We start from the raw sequence: 26,812 nt of genomic DNA, 5'->3' as shown, positions 1-26,812 counted from the left end.
CGTCACTGACCATAGCGGGTGACAAGGGGCTCACGCCAGTGATTGAGTGCCATAATTAGGACTTTTTGCCGTACCCCAATTTGGCGGAGATAATCACGACAATCCTTTTCATTCTATTTGTACTGTTTGCCTGTGACAAGATTAACGTCAGACCAACGGCAGGTACTCGGAGAGATCCGCCCGCGACCCGCTCGCCCGGACCCGCCCCGCCGCCACGGCCGCCGCCCAGTCCAGCTCGCCCCGCGCGAGCGCCAGCCACGTCGGGACATCGGTCTCGATCACGTTCGGCGGGGTGCCCCGGGTGTGCCGGGGACCGCCGATGCACTGCACCGCCCCGTACGGCGGGACGCGCACCTCCACCGATCTTCCGGGTGCCCGTTTCGCCAGCTCCTGGAGATACAAACGAGTGGCGCTCTTCTCATCGCCGACTGAATTCGCGTCATGAACGGGCATGAACCGACCATAGCTCCGGGCGCGAGCGGCAACACCTCCCCGGTCCGCCGTATAGTGCACGACGGTGGTAATGCGGGGGGAAGGCTGACCAGGAGGCGGGAAACGTGGGCACGCACCGAGCGGCATGGGTGACGCGAATCGGCGTCGTCGGCGCACTCATCGTCGGCAGTGTGGCATTGACGGCGGCACCAGCCCTGGCAGCGGATGGCGTAGAAGTCAACGTGTCACCGGGAACGGTCTCGGTCAAGGCCGGCAGCACCGGGTCAGTGACGATCGAGCTCGAGAACAAGAGCAACGCCGTGGACGCCAAGGGCACGCTGAACGTGTCCCTCCCGTCCAGCGTGACGTTCTCCGACCAGATCCAGTCGTCGGCAGGCATCAACTGCACGCTCGCCAACCAGGGCCGTGCGGCGAGCTGCTCCTTCGACATCGACAAGAACCGCAAGGGTTCCGTCGCCTTCCAGATCGGCGCCCAGCAGGGCACCCCGGCGAGCAACCTCCAGGCCAACGTCTCGGCCAACGCCGGCGCGCTGCCCGTGACCGGTGACCGGGGCTTCAACGTCAACGTCGCGGCAGGCGCCCCCGCGGGCGGCATCCTCGGCGTCACCGGCACGGTCACCGACGCCGCCGGCGCGGCCGTCCCCGGCGCCGACGTGAAGGCCACCGACTCGACCGGCAAGGTGCGCGGCACCACGACCAACGAGCAGGGCGCGTACGTCATCGACGTGCGCAGCGACCCGTTCAAGGTCGGGACGATCTCCATCCAGGCCAGCAAGTCCGGTTTCGCGATCGGCAAGCTGACCCGGACCGGCGTGGCCGACCAGCCGATCACCAACGCCGACCTCAAGCTCGCGCTGTCGGCCTCGCCCACCGCCTCGGCCAGCCCGTCCGCCGCGGCCTCCCCGTCCACCGCCCCGTCCGCGGAGACCTCCTCCTCCCCGCAGGCCGACGCGAAGACCGGCAAGGGCGACGGCGGCACCAGCCTGCTGACCTGGCTGATCATCGCCTTCGGCATCCTGCTGATCGGCGGCGGTGGCGCGGCGATCTACTTCCTGCTCCGCAAGGGCAAGGACGAGGACGACGGCGGCGTCGCCCCGCCCACCCCGACCGTGTACGGCGGCCCGGGCGGCACCCCGAGCCGCAGGCCCGCCGCTGACGACTCGCCGACGATGATGCACCAGGGCCCGCTCGTCGTCGACGACCCGTACGGGGACCCCGCGCCCTACGGCGGCGGCTACAGCGGCCGGACGGACCAGTACGGTGCGCCCGCCGACCCGTACGCGGCCCCGCCGGCGGCCGCTCCGCCGACCCAGCAGTACGGCCGCCCGTCGGACCCGTACGCGGCGCCGCCCACCCAGCAGTACGGTGGCCGGCCGGCGGCGGATCCGTACGCGGACCAGACCCGGCAGTACGGCGCGCAGCCGGCGCAGCACGAGGAGCGGACCCAGCAGTACCGGCCGGAGCAGCCCCCTCAGGGCCAGCAGCCGGGCGCCCGCCAGCCGGAGAACCGCCGCCCGCTGGACTGGCTGGACGACTAGTCACGCGTTTTTCAGGGCCGCCCCGGTCATCCGGGGCGGCCCTGACGCTGTTCTAGGAGCCCATCTTGGCGTACTTGAACGCGCCCAGCGTGTGGCTCTTCTTCCGCACGTCGTCGTTGCCGCCGTTGCCGTCGATGGTGTGCACGACGGTCTTCTTGCCGACCTTCTCGACCTTCACCACGATCATGATGTGCTGCGGCTTGAGCACCACGTCACCGACCTGCGGGGACTTCGTGCCGGTCAGCGACGCACGCCAGCTGTCGACCCCGAACGACGCGGGCACCGGCTTCACGCCGGCCTTGGTCCACACCCAGCGGGTGAACGCCGCGCACCACTGGCCGTTGACGTCGTCGTTGCAGTTCAGGCTGGAACCGAAGTCCTTGAAGTACTTCTGGCAGTTCGTGGGCTTGCGGGTCCGGGTGCCGTCCTCCTTGACGCCCAGCTGGCTGGTGGCGACGCAGGCCACCTTCTGCCGCAGGGTGAGGGTCTTGCTGGCCCGGCAGTCGGCCGCCTTCTGGTCCGGGTTCTTGCCGGCGGCCGTCGCGATCGAGGTGGCCTCGGCCGTCATCGTGTCCGTCGAGGCGCTCGCGGCGCTGCTCAGACCGACCATCAGGCCGGCCATGGCGACCCCGACGACGAGCAGAGGCAGAACCTTCTTCTTGAGTACCGACATCGCGGTGTCCTTTTCTGTTCCGGCACGGCGGATCCGCACCGGAATCAGAAAAGCGCCCGGGGAACCGGGCTGAACAGGGCAAAAGGTGGCCGGGACAGGCTCGGACGAGGTGGGCCGGGTGGGCGGCGCGGGCCCTTGCCGGGCAGCGCGGGGCCCTTTGCCGGGCGGCGCGGAGGGGCCTAGACGGCGGGGATGAACGAGTCGTTGCGCAGGATCGGGACGACGTCGGACACGTTGCGCTGGGTGGCGATGTCCACGTCGGCCGCGAAGCCCATGTCCCGCAGCTCACCGGCGGAGACACTGCCCCGGACGGCCGCGCTGATGTCCGGGACTCCGGAGTACGAGGCCAGGGCCACGGCCCCCTCCACGGACAGGCCACCCTCGGCGGTCACCAGGCCGTCCAGGATCGCGGCGGCGCCGAGCAGGTCCTCCACGGACGGGCGGAGCGTCGCGTTCGGCCAGCGTTCGCCCGCCGCGATGACGCCGATCGGGCGGTCCGCCGTGCCGTACCCCTGGGAGAGGAGCCAGCGGGAGACGGCGCGCGCGTTGCGCAGGCAGCCCGCGACCACCGGCACCCCGGTGGAACCGGCGGCGGAACAGATCGCCGAGCCGTTCGGCGAGGGCAGCACCAGGTCGGACACGAACGGGGCCCCGGCCAGCGCGGCCGGCGACAACGACCACGGGTGCTTCGGGGTGGCCCCGCGCCGGGCGGCGGCGACGGTGGCCCCGATCCGGCGCGCGTACTCGGCGGCCTGGGAGTCCCACGGGAACGGGTACACCCGGGTGCCGCGGCTGACCGCGATGCTCACGGACGTGGTGAACGACAGAACGTCCACCACGACCAGAACAGAACAAATCCTGCCGAGTTCGGCGGCGCCGGTCAGCCCCCAGTCGAAGCGGACCCCGCTCCCGGGTTGCGTGACCGGCGCCTCGGACACTCAGCCGAACAATCGGGCCAGAGTGCCCTGGTGGGCCTCCGCCAGCTCGGTCAGCGGGATCTCGAACTGACCCTCGATCTTGAGGGTGTCGCCACCGGTCGTGCCGAGCACCGTCAGCGGGATGTCCCCGACGACCGCGCGCAGCGCCTCGACGTCCTTGACCGTGACGAGCACCCGGCCGGCCGACTCGCTGAACAGCGCCACGAAGGCGTCGCCCTCCAGCGTGACGGTCGCGCCGACGCCGCGCCGGAGCGCGGACTCGGTCAGGGCCTGGGCCAGACCGCCGTCGGACAGGTCGTGCGCGGACACCAGGTCGGCGGCGCGCAGGGCGTCGGCCAGCTTGATCTCCCCGAGCAGGTCGACCTTAGGCGGCTGACCGCCCAGGTGACCGTGCCGCACCCACGCCCACTCGGAGCCGGACAGCTCCTCCCGGGTCGCGCCGAGCAGGACGATCGTGTCGCCCGCCTCCGCGAAGCCCATCGGGGTGCGCTTCGTGACGTCGTCCAGCACGCCGAGGACCGCGACCACGGGGGTCGGGTTGATCGCGACGGTGCCGGTCTGGTTGTAGAAGCTGACGTTGCCGCCCGTGACCGGGATGTCCATCTCCAGGCAACCGTCGGCCAGGCCGCGGACGGCCTCCGCGAACTGCCACATGACCGCCGGGTCCTCGGGCGAGCCGAAGTTCAGGCAGTTGGAGACCCCGATGGGCACGGCGCCGGTGACGGAGACGTTCCGGTACGCCTCGGCAAGCGCCAGCTTCGCGCCCTCGTACGGGTTCAGCCGGGTGTAGCGGCCGTTGCCGTCCGTGGCGAGCGCGACGCCGAGGTTGGACTCCTCGTCGATCCGGATCACGCCGGCGTCCTCGGGCTGGGCGAGCACGGTGTTGCCCAGCACGTACCGGTCGTACTGCTCCGTGATCCAGCTCTTGTCGCACAGGTTCGGGCTGGCGACCAGGGTCAGCAGCTCGGCCCGCAGGTCGGTCGGCCGGGGCAGGGTCTCGGCCCGGTCGGCCTGGAGCAGGATCAGGTCGGCCGGCTCCCGCAGCGGACGCGCGTAGACCGGGCCGTCGTCGGCGAGGCTGCCCGGGGGGCAGTCCACGACGATCTGGTCGTTCCAGGAGATGACGAGCCGGTCGCCCTCGGTGATCTCACCGATGTTGGTGCCGAGCACGCCCCACTTGTCGCAGATCGCCAGGACGGCGTCCACGTTCTCCGGGGCGACGATCAGCAGCATCCGCTCCTGGGACTCGCTGGCCAGAATCTCGTGCGGCTCCATCGAGGCCTCGCGGAGCGGCACCCGCTCCAGGTAGGCGCGCATGCCCAGCCCACCGGCCGCGCTCGTCTCGGACAGCGCGCAGGTCAGGCCCGCGCCGCCGAGGTCCTGGATGCCGACGACCAGGCCCGCGTCGTAGATCTCCAGGCAGGACTCGATGAGCAGCTTCTCCATGAACGGGTCGCCGACCTGCACGGCCGGCCGCGAGTCCTCGGAGCCCTCCTCGAACGTGGCACTGGCCAGCACCGACACGCCGCCGATGCCGTCCCGGCCCGTCTTGGCGCCCATCAGGATCACCGCGTTGCCGACGCCGGACGCCGTCTTGTTCTGCATCCGGCTGATCGGCAGCACGCCGATGCTCAGCGCGTTGACCAGCGGATTGCCCTGGTAGCACGGGTCGAACACGGTCTCGCCGCCGATGTTCGGCAGGCCCAGGCAGTTGCCGTAGCCGCCGACGCCCTGGACGATGCCGTGCACGAGGCGCGGGGTGTCCGGGTGGTCGACCGCGCCGAACCGGAGCTGGTCCATGACCGCGATCGGGCGCGCGCCCATCGCGAGGATGTCGCGGACGATGCCGCCCACGCCGGTCGCCGCGCCCTGGTACGGCTCGACGAAGCTCGGGTGGTTGTGCGACTCGACCTTGAAGGTGACCGCGATCTTGTCGTTCAGCGAGACGACACCGGCGTTCTCCCCGATGCCCGCGAGCATCCGGTTGTTCTTCGGGGTCTTCTCACCGAACTGCTTGAGGTGCACCTTGCTCGACTTGTACGAGCAGTGCTCGCTCCACATGATCGAGTACATCGCGAGCTCGGACTGGGTGGGGCGCCGGCCGAGGATCTCGCGGATCCGCTCGTACTCGTCGGGCTGGAGACCCAGCGCCGCGTACGGCTGCTCCTCGTCGGGCGTCTTCTCCGCCAGGTCGACGGTATCCGCGGTCATGCCTTGACTCCCAGGGACGCGAGGACGGACGTGAACATGCCGAGGCCGTCGACTCCGCCGCCGAACGGGCCGGTCAGCGCCTCGATGGCGTGCTCCGGGTGCGGCATCAGGCCGACGACGTTGCCGGCCTCGTTGCGGATGCCCGCGATGTCGCGCTGCGAGCCGTTGGGGTTGCCCTCCAGGTAACGGAAGACGACCCGGCCCTCGGCCTCCAACGCGTCGAGCGTGTGCTCGTCGGCCTGGTAGCAGCCCTCACCGTTCTTGACCGGGATGACGATCTCCTGGCCCTCGGTGTAACCGCTGGTCCACGCGGTCGAGGTGTTCTCGACCTTCAGTTTCTGGTCCCGGTTGCGGAAGTGCAGGTGGGAGTTGCGCAGCAGGGCGCCCGGCAGCAGGTGCGCCTCGCAGAGCACCTGGAAACCGTTGCAGATGCCGAGCACCGGCAGGCCACCGTTGGCCGCGTCGATGATCTTCTCCATCACCGGCGAGAACCGGGCGATGGCGCCGCAGCGCAGGTAGTCGCCGTACGAGAAGCCGCCGGGCAGGACGACCGCGTCCACGCCCTTCAGGTCCGCGTCGGCGTGCCAGAGCTGCACGGCCTCGGCACCCGCCAGGCGGGCGGCCCGGCGGGCGTCCCCGTCGTCGAGTGAGCCGGGGAAGGTGACTACCCCGATCTTCACTTCTCGACCTGGCCCTTGTCGTCCGCGACAGAGATCGTGAAACTCTCGATGACCGTGTTGGCCAGGAGCTTGTCCGCGATCTCACGGGCCTTGTCCAGGTCTGGCTCGCCGACGAACTCGAGCTCGATCCGCTTACCGATCCGCACCGACGACACCTCGGTCACGCCGAGCCGGGGCAGCGCATTGGCCACCGCCTGCCCCTGCGGGTCGAGGATCTCGGGCTTGAGCATGACGTCGACTACGACGCGCGCCACGGGTCACTCCTGACGTTAATTCACAGCCATTAGCGCCTCAGAGCTTACCGGTCGACCTGAACCACCACGCCCGTGACCAGCACAGTGACGGCCACCACTGGCTTCTTTCGGAAAGTTGCCGCTATTTCTGCTCGATTAGCAGCAACTTTCCGGTACGTGAACGCTCGTGAACGCGCATGTTCCCAACCGGCGGGTGGGCGGCCGGTCGGGAGGGCGCGGGCGGGCGGGGCCGGCCAGGTGCGTTGGCCGGGCGGGTTGCGCACATGGACCGGGCCGGCCCCTGTGCGGTGGCCGGCCCGGTCTGCGGGACTCTGTCGGGGTTGTCGCCGGGGCTTAGAGGATCGCGCCCGGGGCGTAGGACGTGGCCTCCGGGTGCGCCGCGAGGACCTTCTCGATCCGGGCGAGCACCTGGGCCACCTGCGCGCCGGCCGCGCCCGTGAACGTGCCCGGGTCGGCCACCAGGGCGTCGATCTCCGCGCGGGTCAGCTTGAGCCGGGGGTCGGCGGCGAGCCGGTCGTACAGGTCGTTGTCCGCCGCGCCCTTCTCGCGCATGCCCAGCGCGACGGCCACCGCGTGCTCCTTGATCGCCTCGTGCACCTGCTCGCGGCCCACGCCCCGCTGCACGGCCGCGACCAGGATCTTCGTGGTGGCCAGGAACGGCAGGTACCGGTCCAGCTCGCGCTCGACGACCGCCGGGTACGCGCCGAACTCCTGGAGCACCGTCAGGAACGTCTGGAACAGGCCGTCCAGGGCGAAGAACGCGTCGGGCAACGCGACCCGGCGGACCACGGAACAGGACACGTCGCCCTCGTTCCACTGGTCACCGGCCAGCTCGCCGACCATGCCCAGGTAGCCGCGCACGATCACGGACAGGCCGTTGACCCGCTCGCAGGACCGGGTGTTCATCTTGTGCGGCATCGCCGAGGAGCCGACCTGACCGGCCTTGAAGCCCTCGGTCACCAGCTCCTGGCCCGCCATCAGCCGGATCGTGGTCGCCAGGCTCGACGGGGCGGCCGCGGACTGGGCCAGCGCCGAGAGCACGTCGAAGTCCAGCGAGCGCGGGTAGACCTGGCCGACGCTGGTCAGCACCCGCTTGAAGCCGAGGTGCTCGGCGACCTTCTGCTCCAACTGGTCGAGCTTGTCCGGATCGCCCAGCAGGTCCAGCTGGTCGGCGGCCGTGCCGACCGGACCCTTGATGCCCCGCAACGGGTACCGGTTGACCAGGTCCTCGATCCGCTCGTACGCGATCAGGAGCTCCTCGGCGGCACTCGCGAACCGCTTGCCCAGCGTCGTCGCCTGCGCCGCCACGTTGTGCGACCGGCCGACCATGGTCAGCGCCGTGTACTCCCCCGCCCGCTCGCCCAACCGGGCCAGCGTCGCCGCGATCCGGCCCTGGATCAGCTTCAGCGAGGACAGGATCTGGAGCTGCTCGACGTTCTCGGTGAGGTCCCGCGACGTCATGCCCTTGTGAATGTGCTCGTGCCCGGCGAGCGCCGAGAACTCCTCGATCCGCGCCTTCACGTCGTGGCGGGTGATCCGCTCCCGGGCGGCGATCGACTCCAGGTCGACATGCGCGACGACGGCCTCGTAGGCCTCGATCACACCGTCGGGGATCGCGACCCCGAGCTCCTTCTGGGCCCGCAGGACGGCCAGCCAGAGCTGACGCTCCAGAACGATCTTGTACGCCGGCGACCACAGCTCGGTGAGCTCGGCGGAGGCGTAGCGGTCGGCGAGGACATTCGGGATCTGCACGCCCCCATCCTATGGCTGTGACCCTGCCCACCAGCCAAGAAGGGGCGCCCACCGTGTCGATGGGCGCCCCCGGGGAGCCGGTTGCGGGCACTTCACCATTCCGCTGTCATGGGAATTCCGTTTCCGCGAGGATCCTCTCGGAAAACAGTCGTTGAAGGCGTTCCGCCAACCCGGACAGGAGCACCGGACTACCCGGGACGCCTTATTCCGAAAGCCATTCGGAACCGGACCGTCCTGTACGGACAATCCCATTGTGGGACAGCAGCGGGACAGTTTTCCATGTGCGAGTTACCTGTCCCTGAACCACTCCGGGAGTCGTCCGAGCCAGTCCCGGACGCCCGACCGCCTTCCGGAACGTCGCCGGGCCCCGTTCTCTGGGAGTCGACCACCTCACGTCGAGGGGTCGTCCCCACACCGAAACGGAGTTTGGCATGTCCACCCTCACCAGGAGATTCCTCCCGCTGGCCCTCGGGGTCGTGCTCGTCGGCGGCCTGATCGCCGGGGTCGCCGGTACGTCGTTCGCCCAGGGGGACGCCGCCGGGGTCGCCGCCAGCCACAGTGAGAGCGCCGCGGAGCTGACCGCCGACGCGGAGGCCGACCGGCTCGCGACGGAGGCGGTGGCGGCGCAGAAGCCGGCGGCGTGCCCGTCGAGGACCACGGCGAAGATGTGCACCCTGTACCGGGCGGCGCTGACCGCGTCGTCGGCCGGTAAGTACAAGTGGGACAGCATCGGGTGTTACCGGAAGGACAGCCTGCCGTACCACCCGGAGGGCCGGGCGTGTGACCTCGTGTACGGCTCGATCGGCAAGAAGGCCGCCGGGGACAACCTGTCGGACGGTACGGCGATGAAGAACTGGCTGGTGAAGAACCACACCAAGTACAAGATCGACCACATCATCTGGCGGGGCGTCATCTACTCGCCCAACGGCAACTGGAAGGGCCACTCGCAGCCGAACTGCAGCTCCAGCAAGATCACGGCGTGCCACTACGACCACGTGCACGTGTCGGTGGTCCGCTAGGGCCGCACGGCCCGAGCCGGGGCCGAGGCCCGGCACGCGGCCCATGACCAGGCCGCCACCCACAACCGGGGCGGGCGCCGGCCATCCGGCGCCCGCCATTGTGACCCAGGCGACATTGACCCCCCAGAATGCCGCCGGCAAGATTCCTCTGCACATACAAATAATGCACATGCATAGGAGTTGGCCATGCGGCACTTCCTCTTCCTGCTCGCCAGCGCACGCCACGGCGGCAACACGGAAGCCATGGCCCGCTTCGCGGCCGAACACCTGCCCGAAGGCGCCACCCAGCAGTGGCTGCGGCTGTCCGACCTGCCGCTGGACCCGTTCCAGGACATCCGGCACTCCGGCGACGGCGTCTACCCCGCCCCCGAGGGGAACGCGAAACTGTTGCTGGAGGCCACAGTGGAGGCCACGGACATCGTCATCGCGTCCCCGGTCTACTGGTACAGCATCGCCGCGCCCGCCAAGTTGTACCTCGACCACTGGTCCGCCTGGCTGCGCGTCCCCGGCGTGCGCTTCCGCGACCGGATGCAGGGCAAGACGATGTGGTCGGTCACCGCGCTGAGCAACGAGTCCCCCGAGGCGGTGGCCCCACTGGTGGACTCCCTGAAGCTCACAGCGGACTACATGGACATGCGGTGGGGCGGCTCTCTCATCAACTACTACAACCGCCCTGGCGAGGCCATTTCAGATGGTGCGACAAACACCTTCTTCTCGGGGGTACGCGTCTAGCGACCAACATTCACTCAACAACCGACCACTATTCCGGGCGGCGTGCACCAGAGTGGAATGGAGAGCAGAGAGGAAACCACATGGACAGCACCACAAAAGTGCCAGTCGGCGGACACCTGCTCCGAGAACTCCTCTGGTGCGGGGCCGTCTGTCACAAGCCGATGTTCCCGGCCGTGCTGGACGGCACGGCCATCTACCACTGCTCGTGCCTCATCGTGGACGCCGAGGCCGTCGACGAACACGCGTGGCACCAGTTCGAGCGGGACCACGAATGGCTCGCGGGCGCGGTACCGACGCATTGCCGGGCCGAGGTACTCACGCACTCGACCGGCGCGATCACCTATCGGCCGGTACCCGACGGCGGATTTGTGCTGTCCTTCGAGTCTCGGAACTAGAACCTGGCCCCACGAGTGCGCCATTCCCCGCCACGAATCCGGCGTGCCGTCACCGCCCGGCGGCGATTCCGTGTTGCCACGTCACCGCCCGGACCGAGTCACCGCCCGGCGGCGATGTCCGTCCGGTGCTGCGCGCCGTCGAACCGCACCTTCTCCACGAGCCGGTAGGCCGCCGCCCGCGCCTCGGGCACCGAGTCCGCGACCGCCGTGCAGCACAGCACCCGACCACCGGCGGTGACGAGCTCGCCGGCCTCGTCGAGCGCCGTGCCGGCGTGCAGCACGCCCGGGTCGTCCGCGCCGGTGATGACATCGCCCGACCGGGACGTGACCGGGTAGCCGGCGGAGGCCATGACCACGGCCACCGCAGCGCCGTCCCGCCACTCCAGCGGCGGGTGCCCGGCCAGCTTCCCGGTCGCCGCGGCGTGCAGCAGCTCCCCGAGCCCCGACTCCAGCAGCGGCAGCACGACCTGGGTCTCCGGGTCGCCGAACCGCACGTTGAACTCGATCACCTTCGGGCCCTTGGCCGTCAGGGCCAGACCCACGAACAACAGACCACTGAAGGGGGTACCCCGGGAGTCCATCTCCGCCAGCAGCGGCCCCACGACCTCGGACATCACGACGGGTACGAGGTCGGCGGGCGCCCACGACAGCGGCGCGTACGCACCCATGCCACCGGTGTTGAGCCCCGTGTCCCCGTCCCCGATCCGCTTGAAGTCCTGGGCGGGCAGCAGCGGCACGCCGGTCAGCCCCTCGCACACCACGAACAGCGACACCTCGGGCCCGTCGAGGTACTCCTCGATCACCACCCGGCCACACGCGGCGGCGTGCGCGAGGGCCACCTCCCGGTCGTCGGTGACCGCGACACCCTTCCCGGCGGCCAGCGCGTCGTCCTTCACCACGTACGGCGCGCCGAACTCGTCCAGCGCGGCGGCGGCCTGCTCGGGCGTGTCACACGTGTACGACTTCGCGGTCGGAATGCCGGCGGCGGCCATCACGGCCTTGGAGAAGTCCTTCGACCCCTCCAGCCGGGCGGCCTCGAACGACGGGCCGAAGCAGGCGATCCCGGCGGACCGGACCGCGTCGGCGACGCCGGCGACCAGGGGTGCCTCGGGGCCGACGATCACGAGGTCGGCGGCGGTCTCCACGGCCAGGGCCGCGACGGCGGCCGGGTCCATGGGGTTGACGGCACGCAGCTCGGCCACGGCTGCCATCCCGGGGTTACCGGGGGCGGCCAGGACGTGGCTGACGGCGGGATCGAGGGACAGGGCGGTGACCAGGGCGTGCTCGCGCCCCCCGGTGCCGATCACAAGTACGCGCACAACTCGGTAGCCTATGCGGTATCACGGCGATACCATCGAGGGCATGGCCATGACTCTCCGCCTCAGCGAGACCCAGAGCGCCGCGCTCCGGCAGCGCGCCGAAATCGAGGGCCGCAGCATGCAACAGGTCGCGCTCGACGCCATCGAGGAGTATCTGCTCCGCGCCGCCGACGACGCCACCACCGACGAGCTGGCCGCCAGGGGCGCGCACCGGTTCTCCGAGCTGCTCCGCCGCCTCGGCGAATGATCCGGTACCTGACGCTGGAGCAGGCCCTGCGGATCGCCCGCGCGGCCGTCGGCGGCCCGGTGGGGCTGCGTGACCTGGGACTGCTCGACGCCGCCGTGCACCGGCCCCAGGCGACGGTCTTCGGGCAGGACGCCTATCCGACGCTGTTGGGCAAGGCGGCGGCCCTGCTGCACTCGATCACGACGAGCCATCCCCTGGTCGACGGCAACAAGCGCCTGGCGTGGCTCGCGACGTACGTGTTCTGCGCCAAGAACGGGGTCGAGCTGGATCCGACCGACGACGAGGCGTACGCGCTGGTGACGGATGTGGCGTCGGGGCGGGTCGGCGAGGTCGAGGAGATCGCGGCGGCGCTGGGGGCGTTCGTCCGGCAGTGAGACCCGGTCGGGCCTCGGGCCGGCCGCCCAGCCCTGGCACCGGCAACAGCCCAGCCCTGGCACCAGCCCAACCGCGGCACCGGTCCAGCCCCGGGCCGGCACCGGCCCTGCCGAGCGCGGCCTCAGGACTCGGGTCGAGGCGCTCGCGGCCCCGACCCGTGTCCGGTGTGCCTAGCGGCGCGGGATCAGCTCGTGGATGACCACGTTCTCGTCGCGCCCCGGTCCCACACCCACGATGCTGACCTTCGTCCCGCACAGCTCCTCGATGCGCTTGACGTAGTTCTGCGCGTTGACCGGCAGGTCCTCGAACACCCGCGCCTTGGAGATGTCCTCCCACCAGCCGGGCAGGTACTCGTACACCGGCTTCGCGTGGTGGAAGTCCGTCTGGGTCATCGGGATGTCGTGGTGGCGCACCCCGTCCACGTCGTACGCCACGCAGATCGGGACCTGCTCCAGGCCGGAGAGGATGTCGAGCTTCGTGACGACGAGGTCGGTGATCCCGTTGAGCCGGGTCGCGTACCGGCCGATGACGGCGTCGAACCAGCCGGTGCGCCGCTCGCGACCGGTCGTCGTGCCGTACTCGCCACCGGTCTTGCGGATGTGCTCGCCCATCTCGTCGTGCAGCTCGGTCGGGAACGGCCCCGAACCGACCCGGGTCGTGTACGCCTTCGTCACGCCGATCACCTGGGTGATCCGGGTCGGCGGCACCCCGGCCCCGACGCAGGCCCCGGCGGAGATCGGGTTCGAGGAGGTCACGAACGGGTAGGTGCCGTGGTCCATGTCGAGCATGGTGGCCTGCGCGCCCTCGAACAGCACGACCTCGCCGCGGTCGAGCGCGTCCCAGATCAGGGTGCGGGTGTCGACGATGAAGGGGGAGATCCGCTCGGCGTACCCCAGGTACTCCTCGAGGACGGTCTCCAGGTCGATCGCCTTGCGGTTGTAGACCTTGGTGAGGATCTGGTTCTTCTCGCGCAGCGCCAGCTCGAGCTTCTTGCGCAGGATGCCCGGGTCGAGCAGGTCCTGGGCGCGGATGCCCATCCGGGCGACCTTGTCGCCGTAGGACGGGCCGATGCCCCGACCGGTGGTGCCGATCTTCGCGGAGCCGAGGTAGCGCTCGACGACCCGGTCCAGCGCCCGGTGGTGGGGCATGACGAGGTGCGCGTCGCCGGAGATCCGCAGCCGGGGGGTGACGTCCATGCCGCGCTCGGCGAGGCCGTCGATCTCACCCAGGAGGACCTTCGGGTCGATGACGACGCCGTTGCCGATGACGATGATCGCGGTGGGGGACAGCGCGCCGGAGGGCAAGAGGTGCAGTGCGTACTTCTGGCCGTCCGGGGTCACGACGGTGTGTCCGGCGTTGTTGCCGCCCGAGTAGCGCACGACGTAGTCGGTCTGACCGCCGAGCATGTCGGTGATCTTTCCCTTGCCTTCATCGCCCCACTGCGCGCCAATAAGAACAATCGCTGACATATGTCCGCCCCTAACCCGCGCCGCAGCCTAACCGATGCGGATGAAAGGCTAACCCACGAACTGACGAAGGGGGTCCCGGTGAGCGAGGTCATCATCCTCACGTTGGGTGACGGCGCCGGTGGGTGCTGCGATGACGGCGGGTGCGGGACTCGTACTCCCGTGCTGCACTGCCGTGACGCGCTGCGCGCGGCGGGTGCCGAGGTGACGCTTGTCACGGCGAACTCCGACGCGGAGATCGACGCCGTACTCGAGTCGAACAAACGGCTGGTCGTCGCCGCGAGCACCGACGGGGAACTCCGGGCGGTGCTCCGCCGGCTCGTGAAGCGCTACGCCCCCGCGCCGGGCAAGCGCACCGACGACCTGCCCGCCGACCGGACGGTCCCGGACCTGCCCCCGATCGGGATCCTGCCGCTGGACGCCTCACCCCTGGTGACGCTCCTCGGGTTGCCCAAGGACCCGGCCGAGGTCGCCGCGGCCGTGATCGCGGGCACGATCCGCCGGCTCGACCTGCTGCGCACCGACGCCGGCTCGGTCACCCTCAACGGGGCCCTGCTCGGCACCACCGACGACTCGGGCCGGGCCCAGACGTGGCAGGCGGGCGTGGAGGTGGACGACATCGTGCTCAGCGACGGCGAGGAGCCGATCCTGGCCATCGCGGTCGCCAACGGCTCGGGCTACGCCACCTTCGACGGCCTGCCGCTCGCCCCGGGCGCGGTCCCCGACGACGGGCTGGTCGACGTGGCCGTCGCGGTGCCGGTGGTCACCAAGGGGGTCTTCAAGGCGAAGACCCGGATCGAGGTACGCCGCGCGCGCGGCCGTGCCGTCGGCATCACCCCGAAGGTCGACTCGCTGCCGTACCTGGACGACGGGGTGGAGGGCACGGTGCCCAAGCGCCGCAACTGGTGGATCGAGCGCGACGCCTGGGCCGTGTACGTGCAGGTCAGCCCGTAAGGGCGTCCCCAGCGGCCGGGTCGCAGTCGCGGAGGAACTGGGCGCAGCGGGCCGCCTCGTCCGACTCGCCGATCGCGTCGGCCGCGCGGCCCAGGGCGTGCAGGGCGCGCAGGAAGCCCTGGTTGGGCTCGTGGTTCCACGGCACGGGGCCGTGGCCCTTCCAGCCGGCGCGGCGGAGCTGGTCCAGACCGCGGTGGTAGCCGGTGCGGGCGAACGCGTAGGAGGTCACGACCTCGCCGGCCTGGTACGCCCGGTCGGCGAGCGCGGCCCACGCGGCACTCGACGTCGGGTACTGCGCGGCGACGGTCGCCGGGTCCTCGCCGTTGGCCAGCGCTGTGGCCGGACCGGTTTCGATGTCGAGCAGGGTCTCCGGCACTCCGGGCATCAGATTCTTCATCGCACCATTGTCTGGTAGGAAACTTCGGACTCTTAACCGAACGGTTGAGACCTGCATCACGCGGACGGCCAGTAAAAGGTGAGCGTCCGGCCGGTAACGCCCAACGGGCTCTAGGCGATACAAATATAACTCCGGAGCCTCCCCAGGACCGGTAAGGCAGCCCGGCGTTCCGACAGTGACGCCGGGCTGTTGCCTGTCCCGGCCCCGTGACCTCGGGATCACGCCAGGCCGGGCCCCGGGCGGGTCAGCCTCCGGTCAGGACGGCCAGAGCCTCGTCGATGTCGTCGGTGACGTGCACCAGGTGCGACTCGTCCCCGCCCGGAGCACCCGTGAGCAGGGTGCGGAGCAGCGCGGGGGCCGGGACGTCCTCGGTCCAGTACCGCGCGCCGAGGAACACGAACGGGCCACTGGGGCCGTCGGTCGCATAGAAGGTCTTCGTCGCGGCCTGGAACACCTCCTGCACGGTGCCCGCGCGGCCCTCGGCGAACACGATCCCGCCCCGGGCCAGCCGGAGAATGATGTCCTCGCGCAACGCGTTGCTGAAATACTTGGCGATCTTGGCCGCGAAGAGATTTGCCGGTTCGTGGCCGTACAACCACGTGGGAATGGCGAGACCGCCCCCGGTGGAAGGAAATTTCGCGCGAAGATCCAGGGCTTTTCTGGTGTACCGGTCGTGGTCGCGGAAATCCGGGGCGGTCGCCAACTCGTCCACGGCCTCGGTCAATGCGTCCCCGGGCAGGTACGCGCCCAGGTTCGCCGCCTCCATCACCCCGGGGCCGCCACCCGTGACGACGAGCGCACCGCTCCCGGTGAGCCGGTTGCTGATGTCGGCCGCCTGCCGGTACCCGTGGGAGCCGCGGGGTTCGGCGTGTCCGCCCATGATGCCGACCACCGGCGCGCCGGGGTGCAGCCCGCGCCACTCGGCCATCTCCTCCTCCAGCGCGTCGTCGATGCCGGAGTCGTGCAGCCGCTGGGCGATCGCGGTCCGCACGTCCGGGGTCGCGCCGCCCTGCTTGACGAAGTGCCGGTAGACGACCGTGTCGTACATCCCCTCGAAGCCGTCCTGGGCGAACCCGGCGGCGAGGTCGTCGGCCGAGTACAACCGGGAGGGGTGGGTGGTGAACGGCGCGTCCGGGAACGGCGGGATGACGGCCGCGCCGCGCAGCACCAGCTCGGCGGCGACCTGACGGTCCGCGAGATGGCAGCCGACGAACAGGGTGTCCGCCAGGGCCACGGCGGACAGGTCGACCCCGGTCAGGTCCAGGCCCTGCAGGGTCAGGCCGGCGAGGCTCCCGCGCCGGACGTGCGGGGCGAGCTCGGCGAGGGTCTCGATCTCATCGGGGCTGTAGGCCATGTGGACAATGAGAGCACAGCTTCCGCGTGGCGGGAGGGGCCGGACGGGGCGGGAATTCCCGCCCGTCCGACCCGTTCAGCAGCTGCCGGCGGCCGCGCACAACCGCTGGGCGGCCTTGACCGCGACGTCGCGCTCCCCGGAGTGCCGGCCGGCGATCTCGGTGATCAGATCCCCGACCCTGACCAGGACGTACGTCCCGCCGTACTCCACGCCGCCGTCCAGGTTCGAGACCTTGATCATCAGTGATCCGTCGCCGGCGAACCCCGAGTCGAGGATCGTCACGGTCAGGGTGCCGCGCTTGGCGCACCGCGTGGCCCACTGCCGCCAGTGCTCCAGCTGCTGGCTGGCGAGCGGCTCCAGCTCGACCCGCTGGTAGACCGCGTCGGCCGTCTCGCCCTCGCCCTTGAGGAAGGACCGGTCCCTCCTGCTGATGCCCGCCGTCGCCGGCAGTGCCGAGGCAGCGGCGCAGTACTGCGTCCAGTAGGACATCATCCAGTCGCCGGTGCCCGGGGCGTCGTCCGGAGCGACCCGGTAGCCGGTCTCCAGGTCGGTGAGCGTGAGCATCGCCGCCGGCGGTACCACGGTGAGGGGCGGCCTCGTCGACGTGCTGGGCGAGACGGAGGAGGGCTTCGTCGTCGGGGTGACCGTCGGCGTGAGCGTCGGGGGGACGGAGGGCCCACGGCTCGGCGTCGGGAACGGCGTCGGGGCCACCGGGCTGGGCGTCACGCCCGTCGGCAGCTGGTCCGGGCCGCTCCGGGCCGCGTTGACCACCCCGCCGACCCCGCCGAGTACGACCAGGGACAGGGCCGCCGACGCCAGCACGGTCCGGCGCTGGCGACGACGCGCCCCGGCCGCCACGACACTGGCCACCGGCGGCGCGACGAACGCACCGGGCGCGGTGTCCCGGAAGCCGAGCAGCGCGGACGGGGCCGGGATGTCCAGCTCGTCGTGGGGGTTCAGGTCAGCCACGGTCGTACCCGCCCTTCGAGGTCTCGGTGTCGTTCTCGGCGAGCAGGCCGGAGAGTTGGGCGCGGCCGCGGTGCAGCCAGGACAGCACCGTGCCCCGGGGCGCGGACAGTTCCGCCGAGATGTCGGCCACCGACAGGTCGGCGATGTAGTGCAGGACGATGGCGCGGCGTTGCCGGTCGGGGAGTTGGCGCAGCGCGGCGACCAGGGCGACGTTCTCGGGTCCGAGCGCGGCGGTCGACTCGGCGCGCTGCCGGCTGCGGAACTTGTTCTCCAGCACGATCCGGCGCCAGCGGCTGGTGGCGAGGTTCCAGGCGACCCGGCGTACCCATGCGAAGGGTTCCTCGTAGGCGCTGACGGTGCGCCAGCGTTGCCACGCGCGCAGCAGGGCCTCCTGGACGACGTCCTCCGCCTCGGCGGCGTCACCCAGGTAGGCGCTCAGTTGGGCGGCCAGCCGCCCGTAGCAGGAGGTGTAGAACTCGGCGAAGCTGTCGCGTCCGGGTGGTCCGTCGGGCTGGTGCTCCCCCGTGGCCGACGCGGCCTGATCCGGCACCGCCGCTCCCCTCGTGTCCCGCCACGCCACCTCCGGGCGCGGTCAACACCTGGTACACGAAGAGCGGAGGCCGGTGATTGCACGGATGCGGACCTATCCGTCGTAGTCCTCATCCGGGACGACCCGGGCCTGTTCGATGGCGTCGGCCTCCGGGGTCTCGATCCCGATCACCGGTTCCTCCTCGGGCAGGGTCTCCGCCTCGATGATCTCTTCCAGTGCCTCGAGCTCCGGGATTTCGTCACGGGCCATATGCCCACAGTACGGGCCGACCGCGACGGCGGGGTGGCACTGCGGAATACTCCGGGTGGAGGGACAGCGCGGTCTCGCGTTTCGATCTAGACAAAAGGAGCAGTAATGCCCATCGCTTCTCCCGAGGTGTACGCCGACATGCTCGACCGCGCCAAGGCCGGCGCGTTCGCGTACCCCGCGATCAACGTGAGCTCCTCGCAGACCCTCAACGCCGCGCTCCGGGGCTTCGCCGAGGCCGAGTCCGACGGGATCATCCAGGTCTCCACGGGCGGCGCGGAGTACCTGTCCGGCCCGACGGTCAAGGACATGGTCACCGGCAGCGTCGCCTTCGCCGCGTACGCGCACGAGGTCGCCAAGAACTTCGGCGTCAACATCGCGCTGCACACCGACCACTGCCCGAAGGACAAGCTGGCCGGCTTCGTCCGCCCGCTGCTGGCGATCTCCGCCGAGCGCGTGGCCCGGGGCGAGAACCCGCTGTTCCAGTCGCACATGTGGGACGGCTCGGCCGTGCCGCTGGACGAGAACCTGGAGATCGCGCAGGAGCTGCTGGCCCTGTCCGCCGCCGCGAAGATCATCCTCGAGGTCGAGATCGGCGTCGTGGGCGGCGAGGAGGACGGGGTCGTCGGCGCGATCGACGACAAGCTGTACACCACGATCGAGGACGGCCTGGCCACCGCCGCCGCGCTCGGGGTCGGCGAGAAGGGCCGCTACATGGCCGCGCTGACCTTCGGCAACGTGCACGGCGTGTACAAGCCGGGCGGGGTCGTGCTGCGGCCGGAGATCCTGAAGGAGATCCAGGACGCGGTCGGCGCCAAGTACGGCAAGGACAAGCCGTTCGACCTGGTGTTCCACGGCGGCTCCGGCTCGCTGCTCTCGGAGATCCGGGACGCGGTGGACCACGGTGTGGTGAAGATGAACATCGACACCGACACCCAGTACGCGTTCAGCCGGCCCGTCGCCGCGCACATGTTCCAGAACTACGACGGCGTGCTGAAGGTCGACGGCGAGGTCGGCAACAAGAAGCAGTACGACCCGCGGGCCTGGGGCAAGGCCGCCGAGGGTGGCATGGCCGCCCGGGTCGTCGAGGCATGCGAGCACCTGCGCTCGACGGGTACGACGTCCTCGAAGTAGCACCTGATCGCAACGGGCGCCGGTCGGTAGACCGGCGCCTTTCGCGTACCCGTCGAAGCCCTTGGAGGGTTTCCCGGGCCCTGGCGTGCCGGGCTCACACTGTGACGGCTGTCGCACGCCCCCGAGGAGGCCCGGAGCGCTCCGGGTAACCTCGGGGGCGTGAACCTCGCAGACAAGACTCAGGCCGCGCTCGACGGCCTCGGCTTCAACCCGCTCAACGCGAAAGACTGGCTGCAGGCCATGGGCCCATTCGCCATGATCGGTGTCTGGTTCATCATGTTCGCCGAAACCGGTCTTCTGGTCGGCTTCTTCCTGCCCGGCGACTCGCTGCTGTTCCTCGCCGGCGTGGCCTCCTCCGAGGTCGCCATGGAGATCGTCGGCACCAAGATCTCGCTGGTCGGGCTGCTGATCGGCGCGCCCATCTGCGCGATCGTGGGCGCCCAGCTCGGTCACCACCTCGGCGCGAAGTACGGCAAGCGGCTGTTCGAGAACCAGAAGTCCCGGCTGTTCCAGAAGCTGTTCAAGCCGGAGTACATCGACAAGGCCGAGCACTACTTCACCAAGTTCGGCCCGGCGAAGGCCGTGGTGCTGGCCCGGTTCATCCCCATCGTGCGCACCGTGCTGAACCCGGTCGCCGGGATGCTCGGCATGCCCGCGAAGACGTTCCTGCTGTGGAACATCATCGGCGGCATCCTGTGGACCGACGGCATCATCCTCGTGGGCCACTTCCTGGCCAAGCAGATCCTCGACAGCATCGGTGTCGAGAACATCGACAAGTACATCCTGCCGGTCGTCATGCTGATCGTGCTGATCTCGATGCTGCCGATCTTTATCGAGATCTTCCGGAACCTGCGTGAGCGCAAGCGCGCCAAGACGAATATCGGCTGAACAAACAAACGAATGAGGGCCACCCGATCGGGTGGCCCTCATTCGTGTATTCGGACTAGCGGGTCTTGCGGCCACCACGCTTGCGCGGCGGGGTCAGCAGCTCGGCGACAGCGCCGATCGCCGACGGCACCAGGCGGTAGAAGGCCCACACGCCGCGCTTCTCGCGCTCGAGGAGCTGGGCCTCCGTGAGGATGCGCAGGTGGTGGGAGACGGTCGGCTGGCTCAGGCCCAGCGGCGCGGTCAGGTCGCACACGCACGCCTCACCGTCCGGGGACGACTGGATCAGGCTCAGCAGGCGAAGCCGAGCCGGGTCGGCGAGCGCCTTCAGCACGCCAGCAAGGCGCTCGGCATCCGCACGCTCCAGAGGCTCGCCAGTGAGCGGCGACAGGTTGGGCATCATTTTCTCGGCCACGGCGGCACCCACGTGCTTCATCCTTCCAACACTACTATCGATTCGAATAGATATTTACAAATCCGGATCAGCGGCTTCTCGTAAGAGAATGCCACGCGGAGCGGTCATCGACCCTGTGTGTCGCCTCACGCTCACCTAGAGAGCTAACGACTGTCGGCCGATAGGTTGACGGCCTACTCACAGGAAACATCGTAAACCACCGATCTGGGTCAACCCCAGCCGGATCAGGACAAGCCTAGATCTTTCAGGGTGTACGCGGCGCGACAGTCCAGGCCGGCCGCCCGGATGGTGTCCCCGGCGCCTCGGTCCACAATCAAGGCCACCCCTGCGACCTCGCCACCGGCCTCGCGGACACCCTCCACCGCCGTCAACGGGCTGCCACCGGTCGTCGAGACATCCTCGACCACCAGCACCCGCTTACCGGCGACGCTCGGGCCCTCGATCCGCTGCTGCATACCGTGCGCCTTGGCGGCCTTGCGCACCACGAACGCGTCGATCGGCCGGCCGGGCGCGTGCATGACCGCGCCGGCCACCGGGTCGGCGCCCAGGGTGAGTCCACCGACCGCGGCGTAGTTCCAGTCGGAGGTGAGTTCGCGCAACACGCGGCCCACGAGCGGGGCGGCGGCGTGGTGCAGGGAGATACGGCGCAGGTCCAGGTAGTAGTCGGCCTCCAGCCCGGAGGAGAGCACCACCTTGCCGTGCACGACGGCCAATTCCTTGATCAGCTGAAGCAGGTCGTCACGGTCGGTCATAGTGATGAGCTTACGTACCTGCGTCGCGCGACTTTCCCCGGGTGTCCCCTGCCAGGCGATACATGAGGGTCGACGGCAGGTGGCGCAACAGGAACACCGACACCTTGTACTTCACGCTGGGTATCGATACCAGCTTGCCGCGCCGGAAGTCGCGCAGCCCGTCGCGGACCACCTGCTCCGCCGAGAGCCACGACCACGACGGCTGGCCCTTCTTCGAAATGCCCGCCCTGTCATGGAATTCCGTGTGCGTGAACCCCGGACACAGTGACATCACGGTGACCCCGCGCTTACGGACCGACAGGGCGATCGACTGGCTGAAGTTGGTGACCCAGGCCTTCGAGGACGAGTACGTCGAGCCGGGGGCCAGCACGCCGAAGCCCGCCACCGACGACACGTTGATCACGCCGCCCGAGCCCTGGGCGACCATGTGCGGCAGGGCCGCGTGGGTCAGGCGGAGCACGGCCTCGACGTTCAGCCGGAGCATCCGGCGCTCGTCGGCGTAGTCCACCTTGACGAAGGACGTGTTCAGGCCGATGCCGGCATTGTTGACCAGCAGGTCCACGCCCTCGACCAGCCGGTCGGCCACCGTGGAGCAACCGGCCTCCTCCGCCAGGTCGGCGGGCAGCACCTCGACCGTGCGCCCGTGCCGGCTCCGGAGCTCGTCGGCGAACGACTCCAGCCGGCCGGCGTCCCGGGCCACCAGCACCAGGTCGTAGCCGTCATGGGCGAGCTGGCGCGCGAACTCCGCGCCGATGCCGGCGGTCGCGCCGGTGATGAGGGCAGTGGGCACGCTGCTCAACGTAGCGTGCCCACCGCGTCGTGTCCTAGAACTGTGCCGGCGGGGTCCACTCCTCGACCGGCTTGCGGAAGTACGCGTTCGCGGCCGGCAGGGCCAGCATGATGATCGCGGCGAGCAGGGCGATCGCCACCAGGGCCTGGACGGTGACGCTCACCGGGACCAGCCAACCGGGCTGGGCGTCGAGCATCTTGGTGTACGCCTCACGCTGGTCGCCCTCGGGGATCGAGTTCTTCAGCGAGCTCTGCAGGCCGATCGAACCGGCGCCACAGATGCAGCACAGCGAGGCGATACCGGCGAACACCCAGGTCAGGATGCGTGCGACCTGCTTGCCCTGGGCGGTGTAGAACGCCAGGGCCAGGAAGCCGAGCGCGATGACGGCGTTGATCGCGACGCCGACACCGCCGGTGAGCTTGCTGAAGTTCTCCATGCCGCCACCCCCGCCGGGGATGGTCTTGTAGTACGCGTCGGTGGCGGCCTTCACCTCGTCGGTCTGGCCGAGAAGACCCACCACTGCGTAGATCAGGATCAGGACGGCCACGACCGCCAGCAGTCCGGACGCGGCCGTGACGAGGCTGGGCCGCTGACGCGCGGGCTGAGCCGGCGGCGGCGAAGGAAACTGAGTCATACGTGAACCGTAAAGGAAGTGTGAGACGGATGGGTCACGCTGGAGAAGGAGAGCTCCTCCTTCCCCAGCACTAGGCCCGACCAGGCCGGGGCCGGTGGCGCCACGCGGGCGGGACCGGCGTCGTCGGGTGGACCACGGCGCCGGTCCGGTCGCCGCCGGGTCAGCCCCGGGTGACCCGCAGCCCCGTACCCGTCGCGTCGACCAGCACCCGGTCGCCGTCGCGCAGCTCGCCGCCCAGGAGCGCCCGGGCCAACTGGTCGCCGATCGAGGACTGCACGAGCCGGCGCAGCGGGCGCGCCCCGTACAGCGGGTCGAAGCCGTGCTCGGCCAGCCAGGTCCTGGCCCCCTCCGACACCTCCAGGGTGAGCCGGCGGTCCGCGAGTCGCCGGGCCAGCACGTCCAGCTGGATGTCCACGATCGACTTCAGCTCGGCCAGGCTCAGCGCGTGGAACACCACGATGTCGTCGAGCCGGTTGACGAACTCCGGCTTGAAGCTCGTCCGGACGGCGGCCATCACCTCGTCGCGCCGCTGGTCCTCGGTGAGCAGCGGGTCGGCGATGGCGTGCGAGCCCAGGTTGGAGGTCAGGACCAGGATCGTGTTGCGGAAGTCCACGGTGCGGCCCTGGCCGTCGGTGAGCCGGCCGTCGTCGAGCACCTGGAGCAGCACGTCGAACACGTCCGGGTGCGCCTTCTCCACCTCGTCGAGGAGCACCACGGAGTACGGCCGGCGGCGGACGGCCTCGGTGAGCTGGCCACCCGACTCGTACCCGACGTAGCCGGGGGGCGCGCCGACGAGGCGGGCGACGGAGTGCTTCTCCGCGTACTCGCTCATGTCGATGCGGATCATCGCCCGCTCGTCGTCGAACAGGAAGCCCGCGAGTGCCTTGGCCAGCTCCGTCTTGCCGACACCGGTCGGGCCGAGGAACAGGAAGCTGCCCGTCGGCCGGTCGGGGTCGGCGATCCCGGCGCGCGCCCGGCGCACCGCGTCGCTGACCGCGCGGATCGCCTCCGGCTGGCCGACGACCCGTTCGGTGAGGGACTCCTCCATCCGAAGCAGCTTCGCGGTCTCGCCCTCCAGCATCCGGCCGGCCGGGATGCCCGTCCACGCCTCGATCACCTCGGCGATGTCGTCGGCGGACACCTCCTCCTTCAGCATCGCGCCGTCGCTCTGGAGGGTGGCCAGCTGGCGCTCCGCCTCGACCAGCTCGGCCTCCAGGGCCGGGATCCGCCCGTACCGCAGCTCGGCGGCGCGGCCCAGGTCGGCGTCGCGCTCGGCCCGGTCGGCGGTGGCCCGCAGATCCTCCAGCTCCTGCTTGGCCTCGGAGATGGCCGTGATGTGCGCCTTCTCGTTGCGCCACCGGTCGCTGAGCACCGCGAGCTGTTCGCGCCGGTCGGCCAGCTCGCCGCGCAGCCGTTCGAGGCGCTCGGCGGAGGCCACGTCGGGCTCCTTGGCCAGCGCCATCTCCTCGATCTCCAGCCGGCGGACGATCCGCTCGATCTCGTCGACCTCGACGGGCAGGGAGTCGATCTCCATCCGGAGCCGGGACGCCGCCTCGTCCACCAGGTCGATGGCCTTGTCGGGCAGGAACCGGTCCGCGATGTACCGGTCCGACAGGGTGGCCGCCGCGACCAGGGCCGCGTCGGTGATCCGCACCCCGTGGTGCACCTCGTAGCGCTCCTTGAGGCCGCGCAGGATGCCGATCGTGTCCTCCGGGCTGGGCTCGCCGACCACGACGGGCTGGAACCGGCGCTCCAGGGCGGGGTCCTTCTCAATGTGCTCCCGGTACTCGTCCAGGGTGGTCGCGCCGACCATCCGCAGCTCACCCCGGGCGAGCATCGGCTTGAGCATGTTGCCCGCGTCCATCGAGCCCTCGGCCTTGCCCGCGCCGACGACGGTGTGCAGCTCGTCCAGGAAGGTGATGACCTGCCCGTCGCTGGACTTGATCTCCTCCAGCACGGACTTCAGCCGCTCCTCGAACTGCCCCCGGTAGGAGGCGCCGGCGACCATCGCGCCCAGGTCCAGCGAGACGAGCCGCTTGTCCTTGAGGCTGTCGGGCACGTCCCCGGCCACGATCCGCTGCGCCAGGCCCTCCACGATCGCGGTCTTGCCGACCCCGGGCTCACCGATCAGGACCGGATTGTTCTTGGTACGCCGCGAGAGCACCTGGATCACGCGCCTGATCTCGGCGTCGCGCCCGATGACCGGGTCCACCTTGCCGTCGCGGGCCTTGGCGGTCAGATCCAGCCCGTACTTCTCCAGGGCCTGGAACGTCTGCTCCGGGTCACTGCTCGTCACCCGCCGGTCCCCGCCCCTGATCTGCGGGAACGCGGCGATCAGCTGCTCGGCGTTGGCCCCGGCGCCCTTGAGCGCGGCCGACACGTCGCCGCCGAGCTGGGCCAGGCCGGCCAGCAGGTGCTCCGTCGAGATGTACTCATCGCCCAGGGGCTGGGCCACGTGCTCGGCCGCGTTGAGCGCGTTGACGACCTCGCGGGACAGGCTGGGCTCGGCGACCGTCGTGCCGTGCGCGGAGGGCATCCGCTCCAGCGCTCGGGCGGCGGCCCGCCGGACATCCGCACCGTTGGCGCCGACCGCCCGGAGCAGGGCCGGCGCGGTGGAGCCGCCGGTGTCGAGGAGGGCCAGCAGCAGGTGCCAGGGCTCGACGATCGCGTGGCCCCGCTGCGTGGCGTCGGAGACGGCGGCGGAGATGACCTCACGGCTCTTCGTGGTCAGGCGCTCAGCGTTCATGAGGTTGAGCGTACCCGACTCAACTCTGTCTCGCTAAGTGCTCCAGTGCGATGGTGGCGAATGGCGCACTAGGGTGAGGCCATGTCGACCTGTCTGGTTACCGGGGCTGGGCGTGGCATCGGACGGGCCGTCGCCGTCGCGTTGTCCGCCGCTGGCCACAGCGTGGCGCTCACGGCGCGCAACATGGGCGAGTTGACCGAGACAGCCGCGCTCTGCACCGGGCCGACCCTCGTCGTCCCGGCCGACATCACGACCGACATCGAGGACGTGTTCGAGCAGGTCGAGAAGGGGTTCGGGCCGGTCGAGATCCTGGTCGCGAACGCCGGCGGGGCCAACACCTCGCCGCTCGCGAAGATCACCGACGCCGACTGGCAGGCGATGCTCGACCTGAACCTCACCGCGCCGTTCCGGTGCGTCCGGCGCGCCGTCCCGGCCATGGTCGACGGGGGATACGGCCGGATCGTCGTCATCGCCTCCGTCGCGAGCAAGGTCGGGGAGCCGTACATCGCGGCGTACACGGCGGCGAAGCACGGGGTGCTCGGGCTCGTCCGGTCGGCAGCCGCCGAACTGGCCCGGACCGGGGTGACGGTGAACGCCGTGTGCCCCGGGTACGTGGACACCCCGATGACCGACCAGTCGGTGGCCGCGATCGTGGCGAAGACGGGGCGCTCGACCGAGGAGGCCCGGCAGGTGCTGGCGCGCAAGCAGCCCACCGGGAAGTTGATCACGGTGGAGGAGGTGGCGGCCGCGGTGCTGTACTGCGTGGGGAACGGGGCCGTTACCGGGCAGGCGTTGAATGTGGATGGGGGCGCGGTTCAGTCCTGAGGGCGGCCGGGCCCGCTGTGGCCCTCCGAGGTGCGCCGATCTAGGCCGGAGCCCGTGCCCGGGTGCTCGGTGAGGTGCGGCCGGGGGGGGGGGGGCGCCAGGCGCGCCC

General features: G+C 70.3%; 29 protein-coding genes. 10 read left to right on the top strand and 19 right to left on the bottom strand.

What is annotated here, in order from left to right:
* Positions 1-147 precede the first annotated feature (147 nt).
* Positions 148-453, bottom strand: coding sequence for a sterol carrier family protein (locus PT931_RS05075; RefSeq protein ID WP_456244525.1), 306 nt, complete (start codon positions 451-453; stop codon positions 148-150).
* 266 nt (positions 454-719) lie between these two features.
* On the opposite strand from PT931_RS05075, the gene PT931_RS05070 reads away from it, so the two are divergent.
* Positions 720-1,991 (top strand): carboxypeptidase-like regulatory domain-containing protein, encoded by a 1,272-nt coding sequence (locus PT931_RS05070; protein ID WP_456244524.1) that lies wholly within the window; start codon positions 720-722, stop codon positions 1,989-1,991.
* A 52-nt stretch (positions 1,992-2,043) separates the two neighbouring features.
* Here PT931_RS05070 and PT931_RS05065 read toward each other — a convergent pair whose 3' ends face one another.
* The 6 genes from PT931_RS05065 to purB all read right to left on the bottom strand — a co-directional run bounded on the left by PT931_RS05065 (position 2,044) and on the right by purB (position 8,499).
* Positions 2,044-2,664, bottom strand: a complete 621-nt coding sequence (locus tag PT931_RS05065) for a hypothetical protein (protein WP_456244523.1) — start codon at positions 2,662-2,664, stop codon at positions 2,044-2,046.
* A gap of 179 nt (positions 2,665-2,843) precedes the next feature.
* Positions 2,844-3,602 (bottom strand): 2-phosphosulfolactate phosphatase, encoded by a 759-nt coding sequence (locus PT931_RS05060; protein WP_456244522.1) that lies wholly within the window; start codon positions 3,600-3,602, stop codon positions 2,844-2,846.
* Positions 3,603-5,813 carry a phosphoribosylformylglycinamidine synthase subunit PurL gene (gene purL, locus PT931_RS05055; RefSeq protein ID WP_456244521.1) on the bottom strand — a complete coding sequence of 737 codons (2,211 nt, stop codon included), beginning with the start codon at positions 5,811-5,813 and terminating at the stop codon, positions 3,603-3,605.
* Positions 5,810-6,493: a phosphoribosylformylglycinamidine synthase subunit PurQ gene (purQ, locus tag PT931_RS05050; protein ID WP_456244520.1), complete on the bottom strand. Its 684-nt coding sequence runs from the start codon at positions 6,491-6,493 to the stop codon at positions 5,810-5,812. Before purQ ends, purL begins: the two co-directional genes overlap by 4 nt.
* Positions 6,490-6,747 (bottom strand): phosphoribosylformylglycinamidine synthase subunit PurS, encoded by a 258-nt coding sequence (purS, locus tag PT931_RS05045; protein WP_363729239.1) that lies wholly within the window; start codon positions 6,745-6,747, stop codon positions 6,490-6,492. The genes purQ and purS overlap by 4 nt, the downstream gene beginning before the upstream one ends.
* A gap of 333 nt (positions 6,748-7,080) precedes the next feature.
* Positions 7,081-8,499, bottom strand: coding sequence for an adenylosuccinate lyase (gene purB / locus PT931_RS05040; RefSeq protein WP_456244519.1), 1,419 nt, complete (start codon positions 8,497-8,499; stop codon positions 7,081-7,083).
* Between the two features lie 431 nt (positions 8,500-8,930).
* Between purB and PT931_RS05035 the strand changes: the two genes are divergently transcribed.
* From PT931_RS05035 to PT931_RS05025, 3 genes are all read left to right on the top strand, one after another.
* A complete protein-coding gene (locus PT931_RS05035) occupies positions 8,931-9,518 on the top strand; it encodes a hypothetical protein (RefSeq protein ID WP_456244518.1) in 588 nt (195 codons plus the stop codon).
* A 186-nt stretch (positions 9,519-9,704) separates the two neighbouring features.
* A complete protein-coding gene (locus tag PT931_RS05030) occupies positions 9,705-10,250 on the top strand; it encodes a flavodoxin family protein (protein ID WP_456244517.1) in 546 nt (181 codons plus the stop codon).
* 80 nt (positions 10,251-10,330) lie between these two features.
* A complete protein-coding gene (locus PT931_RS05025; protein WP_363729236.1) occupies positions 10,331-10,645 on the top strand; it encodes a hypothetical protein in 315 nt (104 codons plus the stop codon).
* A gap of 98 nt (positions 10,646-10,743) precedes the next feature.
* Here the strand turns inward: PT931_RS05025 and purD are convergent, their stop codons facing one another.
* Entirely contained in the window at positions 10,744-11,964 is a 1,221-nt protein-coding gene (gene purD, locus PT931_RS05020; RefSeq protein ID WP_456244516.1) for a phosphoribosylamine--glycine ligase, read from the bottom strand.
* A gap of 43 nt (positions 11,965-12,007) precedes the next feature.
* Between purD and PT931_RS05015 the strand changes: the two genes are divergently transcribed.
* Positions 12,008-12,211: a ribbon-helix-helix domain-containing protein gene (locus PT931_RS05015; RefSeq protein ID WP_456244515.1), complete on the top strand. Its 204-nt coding sequence runs from the start codon at positions 12,008-12,010 to the stop codon at positions 12,209-12,211.
* On the top strand, positions 12,208-12,585 hold the full coding sequence (locus PT931_RS05010; RefSeq protein ID WP_456244514.1) for a type II toxin-antitoxin system death-on-curing family toxin: 378 nt from the start codon (positions 12,208-12,210) through the stop codon (positions 12,583-12,585). The genes PT931_RS05015 and PT931_RS05010 overlap by 4 nt, the downstream gene beginning before the upstream one ends.
* Positions 12,586-12,756: 171 nt before the next feature.
* Here PT931_RS05010 and PT931_RS05005 read toward each other — a convergent pair whose 3' ends face one another.
* Positions 12,757-14,055 (bottom strand): adenylosuccinate synthase, encoded by a 1,299-nt coding sequence (locus tag PT931_RS05005; RefSeq protein ID WP_456244513.1) that lies wholly within the window; start codon positions 14,053-14,055, stop codon positions 12,757-12,759.
* A 78-nt stretch (positions 14,056-14,133) separates the two neighbouring features.
* Between PT931_RS05005 and PT931_RS05000 the strand changes: the two genes are divergently transcribed.
* Positions 14,134-15,006 (top strand): diacylglycerol kinase family protein, encoded by an 873-nt coding sequence (locus tag PT931_RS05000; protein WP_456244512.1) that lies wholly within the window; start codon positions 14,134-14,136, stop codon positions 15,004-15,006.
* Here PT931_RS05000 and PT931_RS04995 read toward each other — a convergent pair.
* The 5 genes from PT931_RS04995 to PT931_RS04975 form a co-directional block, all read right to left on the bottom strand.
* Positions 14,996-15,403 carry a DUF3151 domain-containing protein gene (locus tag PT931_RS04995; RefSeq protein WP_363729232.1) on the bottom strand — a complete coding sequence of 136 codons (408 nt, stop codon included), beginning with the start codon at positions 15,401-15,403 and terminating at the stop codon, positions 14,996-14,998. The genes PT931_RS05000 and PT931_RS04995 overlap by 11 nt on opposite strands.
* Before the next feature lie 244 nt (positions 15,404-15,647).
* Positions 15,648-16,757 (bottom strand): LOG family protein, encoded by a 1,110-nt coding sequence (locus tag PT931_RS04990; protein ID WP_456244511.1) that lies wholly within the window; start codon positions 16,755-16,757, stop codon positions 15,648-15,650.
* Positions 16,758-16,832: 75 nt separating this feature from the next.
* Positions 16,833-17,726 carry a hypothetical protein gene (locus PT931_RS04985; RefSeq protein WP_456244510.1) on the bottom strand — a complete coding sequence of 298 codons (894 nt, stop codon included), beginning with the start codon at positions 17,724-17,726 and terminating at the stop codon, positions 16,833-16,835.
* Complete coding sequence (locus tag PT931_RS04980) at positions 17,719-18,276, bottom strand: SigE family RNA polymerase sigma factor (RefSeq protein WP_456244509.1); 558 nt, start codon at positions 18,274-18,276, stop codon at positions 17,719-17,721. Before PT931_RS04980 ends, PT931_RS04985 begins: the two co-directional genes overlap by 8 nt.
* A 93-nt stretch (positions 18,277-18,369) precedes the next feature.
* Complete coding sequence (locus PT931_RS04975; RefSeq protein WP_456244508.1) at positions 18,370-18,525, bottom strand: hypothetical protein; 156 nt, start codon at positions 18,523-18,525, stop codon at positions 18,370-18,372.
* Positions 18,526-18,630: 105 nt separating this feature from the next.
* Between PT931_RS04975 and fbaA the strand changes: the two genes are divergently transcribed.
* Positions 18,631-19,656: a class II fructose-bisphosphate aldolase gene (gene fbaA, locus PT931_RS04970; protein ID WP_456244507.1), complete on the top strand. Its 1,026-nt coding sequence runs from the start codon at positions 18,631-18,633 to the stop codon at positions 19,654-19,656.
* A gap of 159 nt (positions 19,657-19,815) precedes the next feature.
* Positions 19,816-20,544 carry a DedA family protein gene (locus PT931_RS04965; protein WP_456244506.1) on the top strand — a complete coding sequence of 243 codons (729 nt, stop codon included), beginning with the start codon at positions 19,816-19,818 and terminating at the stop codon, positions 20,542-20,544.
* A 55-nt stretch (positions 20,545-20,599) separates the two neighbouring features.
* On the opposite strand, the gene PT931_RS04960 is transcribed toward PT931_RS04965, so the two are convergent.
* The 5 genes from PT931_RS04960 to clpB all read right to left on the bottom strand — a co-directional run bounded on the left by PT931_RS04960 (position 20,600) and on the right by clpB (position 25,878).
* Positions 20,600-20,977: an ArsR/SmtB family transcription factor gene (locus PT931_RS04960; RefSeq protein ID WP_197006164.1), complete on the bottom strand. Its 378-nt coding sequence runs from the start codon at positions 20,975-20,977 to the stop codon at positions 20,600-20,602.
* 203 nt (positions 20,978-21,180) lie between these two features.
* The gene (gene pyrE / locus PT931_RS04955) at positions 21,181-21,708 is read right to left on the bottom strand and encodes an orotate phosphoribosyltransferase (protein ID WP_363729225.1); all 528 of its coding nucleotides are present in this window, start codon (positions 21,706-21,708) and stop codon (positions 21,181-21,183) included.
* Positions 21,709-21,718: 10 nt separating this feature from the next.
* Positions 21,719-22,498 carry an SDR family NAD(P)-dependent oxidoreductase gene (locus PT931_RS04950; protein ID WP_456244505.1) on the bottom strand — a complete coding sequence of 260 codons (780 nt, stop codon included), beginning with the start codon at positions 22,496-22,498 and terminating at the stop codon, positions 21,719-21,721.
* Between the two features lie 34 nt (positions 22,499-22,532).
* Entirely contained in the window at positions 22,533-23,132 is a 600-nt protein-coding gene (locus PT931_RS04945) for a hypothetical protein (RefSeq protein ID WP_456244504.1), read from the bottom strand.
* 160 nt (positions 23,133-23,292) lie between these two features.
* On the bottom strand, positions 23,293-25,878 hold the full coding sequence (gene clpB / locus PT931_RS04940; RefSeq protein WP_456244503.1) for an ATP-dependent chaperone ClpB: 2,586 nt from the start codon (positions 25,876-25,878) through the stop codon (positions 23,293-23,295).
* 81 nt (positions 25,879-25,959) lie between these two features.
* Here clpB and PT931_RS04935 point away from each other — a divergent pair, with 81 nt between their 5' ends.
* Positions 25,960-26,703, top strand: coding sequence for an SDR family NAD(P)-dependent oxidoreductase (locus PT931_RS04935; RefSeq protein ID WP_456244502.1), 744 nt, complete (start codon positions 25,960-25,962; stop codon positions 26,701-26,703).
* Positions 26,704-26,812: the final 109 nt, after the last annotated feature.

The organism is Longispora urticae, assembly GCF_053902585.1.
This window is presented reverse-complemented; position numbering and strand designations above follow the sequence as displayed.

Bases quoted from the DNA above. Each gene is read 5' to 3' on its own strand.
- PT931_RS05075 (WP_456244525.1), bottom strand. From the start codon at position 453: ATGCCCGTTCATGACGCGAATTCAGTCGGCGATGAGAAGAGCGCCACT.
- PT931_RS05065 (WP_456244523.1), bottom strand. From the start codon at position 2,664: ATGTCGGTACTCAAGAAGAAGGTTCTGCCTCTGCTCGTCGTCGGGGTC.
- purL (WP_456244521.1), bottom strand. From the start codon at position 5,813: ATGACCGCGGATACCGTCGACCTGGCGGAGAAGACGCCCGACGAGGAG.
- PT931_RS05035 (WP_456244518.1), top strand. From the start codon at position 8,931: ATGTCCACCCTCACCAGGAGATTCCTCCCGCTGGCCCTCGGGGTCGTG.
- PT931_RS05030 (WP_456244517.1), top strand. From the start codon at position 9,705: ATGCGGCACTTCCTCTTCCTGCTCGCCAGCGCACGCCACGGCGGCAAC.
- PT931_RS05025 (WP_363729236.1), top strand. From the start codon at position 10,331: ATGGACAGCACCACAAAAGTGCCAGTCGGCGGACACCTGCTCCGAGAA.
- PT931_RS05015 (WP_456244515.1), top strand. From the start codon at position 12,008: ATGGCCATGACTCTCCGCCTCAGCGAGACCCAGAGCGCCGCGCTCCGG.
- PT931_RS05010 (WP_456244514.1), top strand. From the start codon at position 12,208: ATGATCCGGTACCTGACGCTGGAGCAGGCCCTGCGGATCGCCCGCGCG.
- PT931_RS05005 (WP_456244513.1), bottom strand. From the start codon at position 14,055: ATGTCAGCGATTGTTCTTATTGGCGCGCAGTGGGGCGATGAAGGCAAG.
- PT931_RS04995 (WP_363729232.1), bottom strand. From the start codon at position 15,403: ATGAAGAATCTGATGCCCGGAGTGCCGGAGACCCTGCTCGACATCGAA.
- PT931_RS04990 (WP_456244511.1), bottom strand. From the start codon at position 16,757: ATGGCCTACAGCCCCGATGAGATCGAGACCCTCGCCGAGCTCGCCCCG.
- PT931_RS04975 (WP_456244508.1), bottom strand. From the start codon at position 18,525: ATGGCCCGTGACGAAATCCCGGAGCTCGAGGCACTGGAAGAGATCATC.
- fbaA (WP_456244507.1), top strand. From the start codon at position 18,631: ATGCCCATCGCTTCTCCCGAGGTGTACGCCGACATGCTCGACCGCGCC.
- PT931_RS04960 (WP_197006164.1), bottom strand. From the start codon at position 20,977: ATGAAGCACGTGGGTGCCGCCGTGGCCGAGAAAATGATGCCCAACCTG.
- pyrE (WP_363729225.1), bottom strand. From the start codon at position 21,708: ATGACCGACCGTGACGACCTGCTTCAGCTGATCAAGGAATTGGCCGTC.
- PT931_RS04945 (WP_456244504.1), bottom strand. From the start codon at position 23,132: ATGACTCAGTTTCCTTCGCCGCCGCCGGCTCAGCCCGCGCGTCAGCGG.
- clpB (WP_456244503.1), bottom strand. From the start codon at position 25,878: ATGAACGCTGAGCGCCTGACCACGAAGAGCCGTGAGGTCATCTCCGCC.
- PT931_RS04935 (WP_456244502.1), top strand. From the start codon at position 25,960: ATGTCGACCTGTCTGGTTACCGGGGCTGGGCGTGGCATCGGACGGGCC.